Here is a 13,683-nt window from a genome sequence, read left to right on the forward strand (position 1 = left end):
GATGCACAAGACCTTGATCGTGACCAATGACTTTCCGCCGCGTCCCGGCGGGATCCAGGCGTTCCTGCACAACATGGCGCTGCGCCTCGACCCCGAACGGATCGTCGTCTACGCCTCGACGTGGAAGCGGAGTAGGGAAGGCGTCGAGGCGACCGCCGCGTTCGACGCCGAACAGCCGTTCACCGTCGTACGGGACCGCACGACGATGCTGCTGCCGACGCCCCGGGTCACCCGGCGTGCGGTCGCCCTGCTGCGCGAACACGGCTGCTCGTCGGTGTGGTTCGGGGCGGCCGCGCCGCTCGGTCTGATGGGGCCCGCGCTGCGCAGGGCCGGAGCCGAACGCCTGGTGGCGACCACACACGGGCACGAGGCGGGCTGGGCCCAACTGCCCGGTGCGCGAAGCCTGTTGAGACGGATCGGCGAGGGTACGGACACGATCACCTATCTCGGCGAGTACACCCGCTCGCGGATCGCCGGCGCGCTGACCGAGCAGGCCGCGGCCCGCATGGTCCAACTCCCGCCCGGCGTCGACGAGAAGACCTTCCACCCCGGCTCGGGGGGCGACGCGGTGCGCGCGCGGCTCGGGCTCGCGGACCGGCCGGTCGTGGTCTGCGTCTCGCGCCTCGTGCCGCGCAAGGGTCAGGACACGCTGATCCGCGCCATGCCGGCGATCCTCGCGCAGGTGCCGGACGCGGTGCTGCTCGTGGTGGGAGGCGGACCGTACGAGGCCGACCTGCGCAAACTCGCGCTCGACACCGGGGTCTCGTCCTCGGTCCGCTTCACCGGCGCGGTGCCGTGGGCGGAGCTGCCCGCGCACTACGGCGCCGGTGACGTCTTCGCCATGCCGTGCCGCACCCGGCGCGGCGGGCTCGACGTCGAGGGCCTCGGCATCGTGTACCTGGAGGCATCCGCGACCGGCCTGCCCGTCATCGCGGGCGACTCGGGCGGGGCGCCGGACGCGGTGCTCGACGGAGAGACGGGGTGGGTGGTTCCGGGCGACTCCGCCGGGGCCGCGGCGGAGCGCGTCGTGACCCTGCTCCAGGATTCCGATCTGCGGCGGCGCATGGGGGAGCGGGGGCGGGCCTGGGTCGAGGAGAAGTGGCGCTGGGACCTCCTGGCGGAGAAGCTACGGGGCTTGCTGTAGCCCCGCCCGGGGGCGGCCCGGCCCGGGGGTGACCCGGCCCAGGGGGTGACCCGGCCTAGGGGGTGCCCCGCCCAGGGGGTGCCCCGCGCCCCTGCAACCCGCTTTCGTCCGCGGGCCGTGGGCGGTTGCTCGCGCAGTTCCCCGCGCCCCTGGTAGGACGCTCGGCGCCGAGGGGTCGCGCCCGCCGCGGCGGAGCCGCGCAAGGTCACAGCCCCGCGTCCCTGGTAGGGCGCTCGGCGCCGAGGGGTCGCGCCCGCCGCGGCGGAGCCGCGCAAGGTCACAGCCCCGCGTCCCTGGTAGGGCGCTCGGCGCCGAGGGGTCGCGCCCGCCGCGGCGGAGCCGCGCAAGGTCACAGCCCCGCGCCCCCCCCCGGACCCCGGCGGGGGCTTCGCCCCCGGACCCCGGTTCGTTTTCGTCCGCGGGCCGTGCGTGGCTGGTCGCGCAGTTCCCCGCGCCCCTTACGGGGCTTGGCAGAGGCATCCTCAGCCCGTTATGGGGGTCCCCCCTGGCCCTTGAGGCCTTGGGGGAGATTGAGGGCGAGCGCCCCTAAGGCGCGAACGGGGTCCGGGGCAGAGCCCCAGGGGGCCGCACCCTCAGGGCGTGTAGATCGCCTCGATCTCGTTCGCGAAATCCTTCGCCACGACATTCCGCTTGAGCTTCAGCGAAGGCGTGATGTGCCCCGCCTCCTCCGTGAACTGCGCCCCCAGGATGCGGAACTTGCGTACCGACTCCGCCTTGGAGACCGCCGCGTTCCCGTCGTCCACCGCCCGCTGCACCTCCGCGAGGAGCTCCGCGTCGTCGCGCAGCGAGATCGCCGTGGACCCCACGGGCTTGCCGTTCTCCTCGGCCCAGCGGGCCAGGAACTCCTCGTCGAGGGTGATGAGCGCGCCGATGAACGGCCGCCCGTCGCCGACCACCATGCACTCCGCGACCAGCGCATGCGCACGGATGCGGTCCTCGATCACCGCCGGGGCGACGTTCTTGCCGCCCGCCGTCACGATGATCTCCTTCTTGCGGCCGGTGATCGCGAGGTAGCCGTCCTCGTCGAGGGTGCCGATGTCCCCGGTGTGGAACCAGCCGTCGGCCAGCGCGACCGCGGTCGCCGCCTCGTTGTTCCAGTACCCCTGGAACAGGTGCTCGCCGTGCAGCAGCACCTCCCCGTCGTCCGCGATCCGTACCACCGAGCCCGGCAGCGGCTGCCCGACCGTGCCGATCTTCGGCCGGTCCCACGGGTTGAACGCGGTCGCCGCGCACGACTCGGTGAGACCGTAGCCCTCAAGGACCGTGAAGCCGATGCCGCGGAAGAAGTGGCCGAGCCGCTCGCCCAGCGGCGCACCGCCGGAGATCGCGTACTCGCCGCGCCCGCCGAGCACCGCCCGCAGCTTGCTGTAGACGAGCTTGTCGAAGACCTTGTGCTTGATCCGCAGGCCCACGGACGGGCCCGCGTCCGTGCTGAGCGCCGTGCTGTAGGCGATCGCGGTGTTCGCGGCCTTGTCGAAGATCGCGCCCTTGCCGTCGGCCTGCGCCTTGGCGCGCGCCGAGTTGTACACCTTCTCGAAGACGCGCGGCACTCCGAGGATCAACGTCGGCCGGAACGAGGCGAGTTCGTCGGTGAGGTTCTTGATGTCGGGGACGCAGCCGAGCTTGATCGGCGCCATCACCGAGGCCACCTCGACCAGCCGCCCGAAGACGTGGGCCGCCGGCAGGAAGAGCAGCACCGAGCACTCGCCGGTGCGGAACAGGGGCTTGAGCCGCTCCACCACGTTGCCGCACTCCGCGAAGAACGCGCGGTGGGTCAGCACACAGCCCTTGGGGCGGCCGGTGGTGCCCGAGGTGTAGACGATCGTCGCCGGGTCGTCGGCGTGGGCCGAGGACATCCGCTGGTCGAGCAGGTCGTCGGAGACGTCCGCGCCCATCGCGGTGAGCCGCTCCACGGCCGCCGCCTCGACCTCCCAGACGCTCTTGAGGGCGGGGAGCCCGGCCTGGACCGAGGACACCGAGGCGTGGTGCGCCGCGGACTCGACGATGGCGAGCGTCGCGCCCGAGTCGCCGAGGATCCACTGGATCTGCTCGGGCGAGCTGGTCTCGTACACCGGCACGGTGACCGCGCCCGCGCTCCAGATCGCGAAGTCGAGCAGCACCCACTCGTAGCGCGTGCGCGAGAGCAGGGCGACCCGGTCGCCCGCCTCGACGCCCGCGGCGATCAGGCCCTTGGCGACGGCGCGCACCTCGGCGAGGAACTGGCGGGCGGTGACATCGGCCCAGGGACCCGCGATCTTGCGGCCCATCACCGCGACATCGGGGTGCTGCGTGGCATTGCGGCGGATCAGATCCGTCAGGTTGCCGTCCGAAGGGACCTCGTACAGGGCCGGAAGGCTGAACTCGCGCAAGACTGCTGCTCCTCATCGGGCGCCGGCGCCACGGCTCTGTGTGATGCACCGGCTGCGGTCCAAGATCGGGCAGGTGCCCGGCGGATCCGTGGGGGGCGGAACTCTCCGAGCACGACTGGACTGCCCGGACGTTACCCATGGGTAGTGGGTTCCCGATAGGGGGTTCTGGCCAGATGTTCGGTGCGTCACACAACTTTGACTCTGCTTCGCGCACAGTAGTCCACACCTTTGACCACTCGGAAGTAACCGCAGGTCCGACGGCCTAAGGTGGCTCGCATGCGAGTTCATGTGGTCAGTGACGTGCACGGAAACGCCGAAGGTCTGGCACGGGCGGGCCAGGGCGCGGACGCGCTGGTCTGCCTGGGTGACCTGGTCCTCTTCCTCGACTACGCCGACCACGCGCGCGGCATCTTCCCCGACCTCTTCGGCGTCGAGAACGCCCACCGGATCGTCGCCCTGCGCACCGCCCGGCGCTTCGACGAGGCCCGTGAGCTGGGGCGTTCGCTGTGGGCCGGCCTCGACCGCGAGGCCGCGATCGAGGCCGCGGTCCGACGCCAGTACGCCGAGCTGTTCGCCGCCTTCCCCACCCCGACGTACGCCACGTACGGCAACGTCGACATACCGGACCTCTGGCCGCAGTACGCGGGGCCGGGCACCACCGTCCTGGACGGCCAGCGCGTCGAGCTGGCCGGGCGTGTCTTCGGCTTCGTCGGCGGCGGCCTGCCCACCCCGATGCGCACCCCGTACGAGATCTCCGAGGAGGAGTACGCCGCCAAGGTCGAGGCGCTCGGCGAGGTCGACGTGCTCTGCTCGCACATCCCGCCCGAGGTCCCCGAGCTCGTGTACGACACCGTGGCCCGCCGCTTCGAGCGCGGTTCGCGCGCCCTGCTCGCCGCGATCAGGAAGACCCGGCCCCGCTACTCCCTGTTCGGCCACGTCCACCAGCCGCTGGCCCGCCGCATGCGGATCGGCCGCACCGAATGCGTGAACGTCGGCCACTTCGCCGCCACCTCACGGCCGTTCGCCCTGGAGTGGTGAGCCGCCCCCCCGCCCGTCGCCCGCCCGTGGCGATCCGGCCACCTCCCGTCCCTCGCCCGCGCGGGGTGGCCCGGCCACTGGACCGGCCACCGGCCCGTACGCGATAGCCTGCACACACCTCCCCACCGCCGCAGGCCCCGCCGGGCGGGGGAGACCCAGACCCACCGGACCGCGCACTGGAGGAGCCACGACGATGGCGGAACACACCAGCTCGTCTATCACCATCGAGGCGGCCCCCGCCGACGTCATGGGAGTGATCGCGGACTTCGCCCGCTACCCGGAGTGGACCGGTGAGGTGAAGGAGGCCGAGGTGCTCTCCACCGACGCCCGGGGCCACGCCGAGAAGGTGCGCCTGCTGCTCGACGCGGGAGCCATCAAGGACGACCACACCCTCGCCTACACCTGGCAGGGCGACACGGTCAGCTGGACGCTGGTCAAGTCCCAGATGCTGCGCACCCTCGACGGCTCGTACACCCTCGCCGACGCCCCCGGCGGGCAGACCGAGGTCACCTACCGGCTGACCGTCGACGTCAAGATCCCGATGCTCGGCATGATCAAGCGCAAGGCCGAGAAGGTCATCATCGACCGCGCGCTCGCCGGCCTGAAGAAGCGCGTCGAGAGCGGGCCGGGCGAGGCGGCGGCCGGTTCCGCCGACGGGGCCGAGAAGCTCTAGACGTGCGTACGGTCCTGGTCACCGGCCCCGGCGGCGCGGGCCGCACCACCGTCGCGGCGGCGACCGCACGCGCCGCCGCCCGCCGCGGCGCCCGGGTCACCCTGCTGACCTCGGACCGGCTGCCCGGTGACCTCGCCGGGGTCACCGTGCGGCGCATCGACGCGGCGGCCCACTTCCGCGCCGAACTCCTCGCCTTCCAGGACCGCGCGGGCGCCGCCCTCGACCTGCTGGGCGCCTCCCGCCTCGACGCCGAGGAACTCACCGAACTTCCCGGCGCCGAACAGCTCGCCCTGCTCAGCGCCCTGCGCGAGGCCGCGGCCGAAGAACCCGGGCTGCTCGTCGTCGACCTCCCGCCGGCCGACCGGGCGCTCGCCCTGCTCGCCCTGCCCGAGCAGCTGCGCCGCTATCTGCGCCGGCTCCTGCCGCCCGAACGCCAGGCCGCCCGCTCGCTGCGCCCGGTCCTCGCCCAGCTCGCCGGGGTCCCCATGCCCGCGCAGTGGCTGTACGAGACCGCCGCGCGCTGGGATCTCGAACTCGCCGCGGTGCAGGGCGTCATCGAGGACCCCGGCACGACGGTACGGCTCGTCGCGGAGCCCGGAGAGGCCGCGGCCGAAGCCCTGCGCACCGCCCGGCTCGGCCTCGCCGTCCAGCGGCTCGCCCTCGACACGGTGGTCGCCAACCGGCTGCTGCCCGCCGAGACCCCCGACCCCTGGCTCGCCGGGCTCGTCGCCCAGCAGCGCAAACATCTGGCCGAGCTGACCGACGAGTACCCCGCGGTGTGCGAGGTGGCGCACCTCGGGCGCGACCCGCGCGGCGACGACGACCTGGAGCTCCTCGGCCTCGGGCCCGGCCCGTCCGGGCCCGGCGACGCCGGCCCGCGGTGGACCGTCACCGACCGGCTCGCCGACGACGACGTCCTGGTGTGGAGCCTGCCGCTGCCCGGCGCCGTCAAGGAGGGACTCTCGCTGGTGCGGCGCGGCGACGAACTCCTGCTCACCGTCGGCCCGTTCCGCCGCATCGTGCCGCTGCCGTCCGCGCTGCGCCGCTGCACCGTCACGGGGGCCGGCCTGCACGACGGCGTCCTGGAGATCCGTTGCGCACCGGATCCCGAGCTGTGGCCCCGCGGACGCTGAACGCAGTACCGCCGTTCGGGTAACGTCGAAGGAAACAACACCGTAGGAAACCAGCTGCTGGAGTCCGCCATGAGCGAAGCCACCGAGCGCCCCGCACCCGACGCGGATGCCTGGGCCGACGCCTGCGCCGAGGACCTGGCGGCCGAGAAGGAGCGCCTGCGCGCCGAGTACGGCACCCCACCGGGCTCCGCCGCCGAGGAGCTGCGCAAGCTGTTCGACGCCGTGGCCGACAAGGTCGGCGGCATCTTCGCCGGCCCGGCGGGTCTCTCCGGCATGGCCGCACAGGGCGCCGTGCAGCAGCTGATCAGCCAGGCGAAGTCGGCCGTCGAGCCCGTCATCGAGCGCAACCCCGAGGTCTTCGACCACCTGGCCGCGGCCGGCGGCGAGCTGCTGGCCGCCTACCGGTCGGCCGTCGAGGGCCATGAGCGCCGCTGGACGTCCGACGACACGAGCAAGCGCGACGAGGGCCCCGGCCCGACCGAACACATCGACCTCGACTGAACCCCCGGTCTCACCCCCCGGACGAAGGCGGGCTCGGCACGCTGGATGCCGCCCCGCCTCGGGTACGGTTGGCCGTAGCGGGGCTCGACCGAACTGAGGGATTCATGGGACTCACCATCGGTGTCGATATCGGCGGCACGAAGATCGCGGCGGGCGTGGTCGACGAGGACGGCAACATCCTCTCGACGCACAAGGTGCCGACTCCCGGCACGCCCGATGCCATCGTGGACGCGATCGCCTCGGCCGTCGACGGCGCGCGCGCCGGGCACGAGATCGTGGGCGTGGGCATCGGGGCCGCCGGTTACGTCAACCGGCAGCGGTCCACCGTCTACTTCGCGCCCAACATCGACTGGCGTCAGGAGCCGCTGAAGGAGAAGGTCGAGCAGCGCGTCGGCCTCCCCGTCGTCGTCGAGAACGACGCCAACGCGGCGGCCTGGGGCGAGTACCGCTTCGGCGCCGGCAAGGGCCACCGCAACGTCATCTGCATCACGCTCGGCACCGGCCTCGGCGGCGGCATCATCATCGGCAACAAGCTGCGCCGCGGCCACTTCGGCGTGGCCGCCGAGTTCGGGCACATCCGGATGGTGCCGGACGGTCTGCTGTGCGGCTGCGGCAGCCAGGGCTGCTGGGAGCAGTACGCATCCGGCCGTGCCCTGGTCCGCTACGCCAAGCAGCGCGCCAACGCCACCCCCGAGCGCGCCGAGTTCCTGCTCGGGCTCGGCGACGGCACCCCCGAGGGCATCGAGGGCAAGCACATCTCGATGGCCGCCCGTCAGGGCGACCCGGTCGCGGTCGACTCCTACCGCGAGCTGGCGCGCTGGGCGGGCGCGGGCCTGGCCGACCTGGCCTCGCTCTTCGACCCGTCGGCGTTCATCGTCGGCGGCGGGCTCTCGGACGAGGGCGAGCTGGTGCTCGACCCGATCCGCAAGTCCTACAAGCGCTGGCTGGTCGGCGGGAACTGGCGCCCGGTCGCCGACGTCATCGCGGCCCAGCTCGGCAACAAGGCCGGCCTGGTCGGCGCCGCCGACCTGGCGCGCCAGCCGGACCCGATCATGTAGGACCGCACGGCCGCAGGGCCGTACGAACCCGTACGACCCGTACGGGTTCGCGGGACCCGTACCACCGACAGCGCCCCCGAGTCCTCCCCGGACCGGCGGGCGCTGTCATACGTTGTGGACCATGACCACCCACCCTGCCGACGGAATGCCCGCGTCCGCGACGGAGAACGGCTCGGCCGTGATCCGTGTCCTCAGCTACAACATCCGCTCGATGCGCGACGACAACGCGGCGCTCGCCCGGGTGATCCGCGCCTGCGCGCCCGATCTCGTCCTGATCCAGGAGGCACCGCGCTTCTTCCGCTGGCGCAAGGCCGCGGCGCGCCTGGCCGCGGCGACGGACCTGGTGGTCCTCGGCGGCGGCGCCACGGCCGCGGGCCCCATGCTCCTGTGCTCCCTGCGGGCCACCGTGGAACGCACCGAGGACGTGCTGCTCCCGCTCACCCCCGGGCTGCACCGGCGGGGCTTCGCGACCGCGGTCGTACGGATCGGCGGGGCCAGGATCGGTGTCCTGAGCGCACATCTCAGCCTCCAGGAGGCCGAGCGGTACGAGCAGGCGGGCGCGCTGCTCGACCGGCTCGCCGGGATGGGTGTGGACCATGCGATCGCCGGCGGCGACCTGAACGAACGGCCCGGCGGGCGCGGCTTCACCCGGCTGTCCGCGGGGCTGAGGGACTGCTGGGAAGTGGCCCCGTGGGGCGGGGAGTTCACCTCCACGCCCGGGGACCCGCATCAGCGGATCGATGCGATCTTCACGACCCCGGGTGTCGAAGTCCTGGCCTGCGGCGTGCCGTTGCCCCTGACGCGGCCGGACGATCTGCTGTCCGCCACGGACCACCTGCCGGTACTGGCGGCACTCCGCGTCCCCACGCGATAACCCCTGGGGCTCCGCCCCAGCCCCCGTTCGCGCGTTTCCCCACCCACCCGCCCGTGCAGCGGGGTTGGCGAGGCCCGGCTCCCTGGGGCTCCGCCCCAGACCCCGTTTCGCGCCTTAAGGGCGCTCGTCCTCAATCTCCCCCAAGGCCTTGAGGGCCAGGGGGGACCCCCATGACGGGCTGAGGATGCCCATGCTGGCCGGCACCGAGTAGCCAAGGGGCGCGGGGCTGCAACATCGCGCGGCTCCGGGTGCCCTACAAGGGGCGCGGGGAACTGCGCGAGAAGCGGGCACGGTCCGCACCCGAAAACGGGCTTTTGGGGGCGCGGGGAACTGCGCGACCAGCCGTCCACGGCCCGCGGACGAAAGCGGGGTTTTCAGGGGCGCGGGGAACCGCGCGGGACGCGGGCGCGGTTCGTACGCTGAGGCGGGATTGGGGGCGTGAGCAGGCGCGATGGGCCCGCAGACGAAACGAACCCCCCGCGGAGCGAACCCGCTCAGACGACCGCGCCCCGCCCAGGATCATCGTCGTCCTCATCCGGCTGCATCCGAGCGAACAACGTGGCGATCCCCCCGAGAAACCCGCCCACCCCCAACGTCGTGAGCCACCACGTCATGTCCCAGCCGAAGACCGCGGCGAGGAGGAGCAGCAGCGGGCCCCCGACCACGCCGAGCCAGGCGAACTTGGCCGTGACGTCGGCCTCGGGCAGCGGCGGCGGCTCCGGCGGTACGAAGTGGCCCTCGTCCGAGCCGTCCGAGCCGTCCACGTCGTGGTCGAGGGGCTCGGCGGGCCGGAAGTCGCGCGGGCCGCGCACGCCGGGGGCGAACACCACCGAGCTGCCGAGCGCCGGCTTGTCGAGGCCCTTGTCGGGTGCCTCGGGACCGGCCGCCGCCGCGCGTCCGGGCCCGCCGCCGTCCTCACGGTCCTCTCCGTCGGCCCCGTCGGCCCCGTCGCTCTCCGCCGTGTCCGGCTCGTCCTCGATCAGGACGAGGTCCTCCACCGGTCGGAACGGTCTGGTGCCCGGCGGGTCGGACGGCTCCTCGCCGTATCCCGCCACGATCGCCGCCCAGGCAGCCTCTTCGTCGATCGGCTGCGGCTCGCGGTCCGCGTCGTGCTCAGCCACCGGTCGTGCTCCCCTTCTCTTTGACCCCAGGAGCGAGGCGGCCGATGAACGAGTAGCTCTCCTCGAAGATCCGCTCCGCGTCGTGGTCCAACGTCGCGACGTGGTAGCTCTGTTCCAGCAGGATCTCCTCGACGTCCGTGGACGACACCCGGCTGAGGATCCGTGCCGAGTCGACGGGCGGCACCACATGGTCCTGCGGGCTGTGCAGGACCACCAACGGCTGGGTCACCTGCGGCAGTTCGCCGTCGACCATCTTGAAGAAGGTGCGCAGCGAGTGCGCCGCGTGCAGCGGCACGCGCTCGTAGCCGATCTCCTCGGAGCCCTCCTTGGCGATGTCGCTCGCGATGCCCTTCGTGGACGGAACGAAGTGGCGGACCACCGGCAGCGCACGGGCGGCCACGCCGTGCACCTTGTTGCCCGGGTTGACCAGCACCAGGCCGCTCACCGTGTCGCCGTGCCGCGCGGCCAGGCGCAGCGCCAGGGCGCCGCCCATGGACAGCCCGAAGACGAAGACGTGGGAGCAGCGCTCAAGGAGCTCGCGCAGGGCGCGGTCCACCTCCGCGTACCAGTCCTGCCAGCCCGTGAGCTGCATGTCCTGCCAGCGGGTGCCGTGTCCGGGCAGGAGCGGCAGCGAGACCGTGAGGCCGCGCTCCGCGAGGTACTCCGCCCAGGGGCGCAGCGACTGCGGGGAACCGGTGAAACCGTGACAGAGGAGGACGCCGACCTCTCCGCCCTCGTGGCGGAACGGCTCGGCTCCAGGGAGGACCGGCACCAGGGGTCTCCTGTTCATGAGCGGGGGCGGGGGGTTGTGCGAGGGAGTCGTACTTCACGGTACGCGACCGGACCGACACCGACCAGAGCCGTCGCGCGGGAGGGCGGCTCCCGCACGGGTTAAGGTCTGTTCGACAAGCACAGGAAGGCATCCGAGTTGATCTACGGCGCTATGAAGTTCTCCATCGGCGGCTCGCTGAAGCTCGCCTTCAGGCCGTGGGTGGAGGGCCTGGAGAACATCCCCGCCGAGGGACCGGCGATCCTCGCGAGCAATCACCTCTCGTTCTCGGACTCCTTCTTCCTGCCCGCCGTCCTCGACCGCAAGGTGACCTTCATCGCCAAGGCCGAGTACTTCACCTCGCCCGGTGTGAAGGGCAAGTTGACGGCCGCGTTCTTCAAGGGCGTCGGCCAGCTCCCGGTGGACCGCTCGGGCGCGCGCGGGGCCGGCGAGGCCGCGATCAACGCCGGCATCGACGTCATCAAGGGCGGCGGGCTCTTCGGTATCTACCCGGAGGGCACCCGCTCGCCCGACGGCCGCCTCTACCGCGGCAAGCCGGGCGGTCTCGCCCGGGTCGCCCTGGCCACCGGTGCCCCGGTCATCCCGGTCGCCATGATCGACACCGAGAAGATCCAGCCGCCCGGCAAGGTCGTCCCCAAGCTGATGCGCCCCGGCATCCGGATCGGCAAGCCGCTCGACTTCGGCCGCTACCAGGGCATGGAGGGCGACCGCTTCATCCTGCGCTCGGTGACCGACGAGGTCATGTACGAGATCATGAAGCTCTCCGGCCAGGAGTACGTCGACATCTACGCGACCGCCGCCAAGCGGCAGATCGCCGACGAGGCCAAGCGGGTCGCGGACGAGCAGAAGGCCGCCGAGCGGGCGGAGAAGGCGCGCGAGATCGAGCAGGCCAAGCGTGCGGAGCGGCCCGGCGACTAGCCGCGCCCGGCCGGGGGGCCGTGTGCGGGGTGTGTGTCGGTGGCGTCCAGGGGTGGGAAATGGCGAAGCGCGAACGAGTCGTACGGATGTCGGTGGAACTGCCGCTGTGGCGTGCCCTGACCGGCTACCGGGTGCTCACCACCCTCTACGCCCTCGCGCTCTTCGCCAACGGATACGAGAAGTTCGAACGGCCCTGGGTCGGCATCGGGTACCTGGCCGTGCTCACGGTGTGGAACTTCGCGACCCTGCCCCGGGTGGCCAACGCGGCCGCCTGCACCAAGCCCTTCCTCGCCCTCGACCTCGCCGTGGTGATGACCGGCATCCTGCTGACCCCGCTCGCCGACATGGACGCCCAGCACATCGACGGCCCGACGCTGCCGACGATAGCGACGGCCGGGGCGGTGCTCGCGTACGGGATCAAGGGAGGCTGGCGCTGGGCCGCGTTCGCCTCCTCCCTCGTGGCCGTGGCCAACATCGTCGAGCGCGCCCACCCCACCCGGGACACCTTCCACAACGTGCTCCTCGTGTGGATCGCCTCCATCGCGATCGGTTACATCGTGGAGGTGGCTCGGGCCAGTGAGGCCACGCTCGCCCGAGCCCTGGAGATCGAGGCGGCCACCCGCGAACGCGAGCGTCTGGCCCGCGACATCCACGACAGCGTGCTCCAGGTGCTCGCCATGGTGCAGCGCCGCGCCAGTGCGCTCGGCGGGGAGGCGGCCGAGCTCGGCCGGCTGGCGGGCGAGCAGGAGGTCGCCCTGCGCACCCTCGTCTCCAGTGGCCTGGTGCCGACGAGCCGGGCCTCCGAGGACGTGGCGAACGGCGCCGTCGTGCGGGTGGTGGAGGTCGACGACGAACCGGGCGCCCCGGGCGCCGTCGACCTGCGCTCGCTGCTCGCCCGGCACGCCGGGGCGAAGGTCTCCTTCGCGGAACCCGGCGCCCCGGTGCTGCTCGCACCCGCAGCCGCACGGGAGCTGGCGGCCGCTGTCAGTGCCGCCCTGGACAATGTCCGTATGCACGCGGGGGAGTCCGCCCAGGCCTGGATCCTGGTCGAGGACTGGGGGGACGAAGTGGTCGTGACGGTACGGGACGACGGGCCCGGAATCCCGGCGGGCCGGCTGGAGAAGGCCGAGGGGGAGGGGCGCATGGGCGTCGCCCTCTCGATCCGTGGCAGGCTGCGCGACCTGGGCGGCACGGCGGAGCTGATCTCCGTACCGGGCCAGGGCACGGAAGTTGAACTGAAGGTCCCACGGGGGAAGGCAGGACGGCACGGATGACGGAGCAGCAGAGCGGGCGGGCGGACGCGACGGTGCGGGTGATGGTGGTCGACGACCACCCGATGTGGCGCGACGCGGTCGCCCGCGACCTGGCCGCCGCCGGCTTCGACGTGGTCGCCACGGCCGGCGACGGACCGCAGGCGGTGCGCAGGGCCCAGGCCGTGGCGCCCGACGTCCTGGTCCTCGACCTCAACCTGCCGGGGATGCCCGGCGCGCAGGTCTGCAAGGAACTGGTCGCGGCCAACCCGGCGTTGAGGGTGCTGGTCCTCTCCGCGTCGGGCGAGCACGCCGATGTCCTGGAGGCGGTGAAGTCGGGCGCGCTCGGCTACCTCCTGAAGTCGGCGAGCACCGAGGAGCTGACCGACGCGGTGCGCCGTACGGCCGTCGGCGACCCGGTGTTCACACCGGGCCTCGCCGGTCTCGTCCTCGGCGAGTACCGCAGGCTCGCGAGCGACCCGGCGCCCGCCACCGCCGACGAGCCCAAGGCCCCCCGGCTCACCGAGCGCGAGACCGAGGTGCTGCGCCTGGTCGCCAAGGGCCTGAGCTACAAGCAGATCGCCGAACGCCTGGTGATCTCGCACCGCACCGTGCAGAACCACGTCCAGAACACCCTGGGCAAGCTCCAGCTGCACAACAGGGTGGAGCTCGTGCGCTACGCGATAGAGCGCGGCCTCGACAGCGTCGGCGACGGCTGAGGCTCGCGCCTCGTGAGCGCCGGCCTCGTGAGCGCCGCCCCCCCCGCGAGCGCCATCCCTCGTGAGGGTGAACG

General features: G+C 72.7%; 13 protein-coding genes. 10 read left to right on the forward strand and 3 right to left on the reverse strand.

Annotated features, from left to right (window positions below; genetic code table 11):
• Position 1: 1 nt before the first annotated feature.
• Positions 2-1,144, forward strand: coding sequence for a glycosyltransferase family 4 protein (locus OG432_RS25960; RefSeq protein WP_328313374.1), 1,143 nt, complete (start codon positions 2-4; stop codon positions 1,142-1,144).
• A 593-nt stretch (positions 1,145-1,737) separates the two neighbouring features.
• Here OG432_RS25960 and OG432_RS25965 read toward each other — a convergent pair.
• Positions 1,738-3,534, reverse strand: a complete 1,797-nt coding sequence (locus OG432_RS25965) for an AMP-dependent synthetase/ligase (protein ID WP_328313375.1) — start codon at positions 3,532-3,534, stop codon at positions 1,738-1,740.
• 276 nt (positions 3,535-3,810) lie between these two features.
• Here OG432_RS25965 and OG432_RS25970 point away from each other — a divergent pair, with 276 nt between their 5' ends.
• The 6 genes from OG432_RS25970 to OG432_RS25995 all read left to right on the forward strand — a co-directional run bounded on the left by OG432_RS25970 (position 3,811) and on the right by OG432_RS25995 (position 8,811).
• On the forward strand, positions 3,811-4,572 hold the full coding sequence (locus OG432_RS25970) for a metallophosphoesterase family protein (protein WP_328313376.1): 762 nt from the start codon (positions 3,811-3,813) through the stop codon (positions 4,570-4,572).
• Between the two features lie 193 nt (positions 4,573-4,765).
• Positions 4,766-5,245, forward strand: coding sequence for an SRPBCC family protein (locus OG432_RS25975; protein WP_328313377.1), 480 nt, complete (start codon positions 4,766-4,768; stop codon positions 5,243-5,245).
• A gap of 2 nt (positions 5,246-5,247) precedes the next feature.
• Positions 5,248-6,378, forward strand: coding sequence for an ArsA family ATPase (locus tag OG432_RS25980; RefSeq protein WP_328313378.1), 1,131 nt, complete (start codon positions 5,248-5,250; stop codon positions 6,376-6,378).
• A gap of 69 nt (positions 6,379-6,447) precedes the next feature.
• Positions 6,448-6,879, forward strand: a complete 432-nt coding sequence (locus OG432_RS25985; RefSeq protein ID WP_328313379.1) for a DUF5304 domain-containing protein — start codon at positions 6,448-6,450, stop codon at positions 6,877-6,879.
• A 104-nt stretch (positions 6,880-6,983) separates the two neighbouring features.
• Positions 6,984-7,937 (forward strand): ROK family glucokinase, encoded by a 954-nt coding sequence (locus OG432_RS25990; RefSeq protein WP_328313380.1) that lies wholly within the window; start codon positions 6,984-6,986, stop codon positions 7,935-7,937.
• Between the two features lie 121 nt (positions 7,938-8,058).
• On the forward strand, positions 8,059-8,811 hold the full coding sequence (locus OG432_RS25995) for an endonuclease/exonuclease/phosphatase family protein (RefSeq protein ID WP_328313381.1): 753 nt from the start codon (positions 8,059-8,061) through the stop codon (positions 8,809-8,811).
• Positions 8,812-9,305: 494 nt separating this feature from the next.
• On the opposite strand, the gene OG432_RS26000 is transcribed toward OG432_RS25995, so the two are convergent.
• Together OG432_RS26000 and OG432_RS26005 are read right to left on the reverse strand one after the other, a co-directional pair.
• On the reverse strand, positions 9,306-9,932 hold the full coding sequence (locus tag OG432_RS26000; protein ID WP_328313382.1) for a hypothetical protein: 627 nt from the start codon (positions 9,930-9,932) through the stop codon (positions 9,306-9,308).
• Complete coding sequence (locus OG432_RS26005; protein ID WP_328313383.1) at positions 9,925-10,704, reverse strand: alpha/beta hydrolase; 780 nt, start codon at positions 10,702-10,704, stop codon at positions 9,925-9,927. The genes OG432_RS26000 and OG432_RS26005 overlap by 8 nt, the downstream gene beginning before the upstream one ends.
• A 156-nt stretch (positions 10,705-10,860) precedes the next feature.
• Between OG432_RS26005 and OG432_RS26010 the strand changes: the two genes are divergently transcribed.
• From OG432_RS26010 to OG432_RS26020, 3 genes are read left to right on the forward strand one after another with little or no spacing between them, the layout of a single operon-like run.
• Positions 10,861-11,640: a lysophospholipid acyltransferase family protein gene (locus OG432_RS26010; protein WP_328313384.1), complete on the forward strand. Its 780-nt coding sequence runs from the start codon at positions 10,861-10,863 to the stop codon at positions 11,638-11,640.
• 59 nt (positions 11,641-11,699) lie between these two features.
• Positions 11,700-12,914: a MacS family sensor histidine kinase gene (gene macS, locus OG432_RS26015; RefSeq protein ID WP_328313385.1), complete on the forward strand. Its 1,215-nt coding sequence runs from the start codon at positions 11,700-11,702 to the stop codon at positions 12,912-12,914.
• Positions 12,911-13,609 carry a response regulator transcription factor gene (locus OG432_RS26020; RefSeq protein WP_328313386.1) on the forward strand — a complete coding sequence of 233 codons (699 nt, stop codon included), beginning with the start codon at positions 12,911-12,913 and terminating at the stop codon, positions 13,607-13,609. The genes macS and OG432_RS26020 overlap by 4 nt, the downstream gene beginning before the upstream one ends.
• Positions 13,610-13,683: the final 74 nt, after the last annotated feature.

It is taken from the genome of Streptomyces sp. NBC_00442, from assembly GCF_036014195.1.
GTDB lineage: Bacteria > Actinomycetota > Actinomycetes > Streptomycetales > Streptomycetaceae > Streptomyces.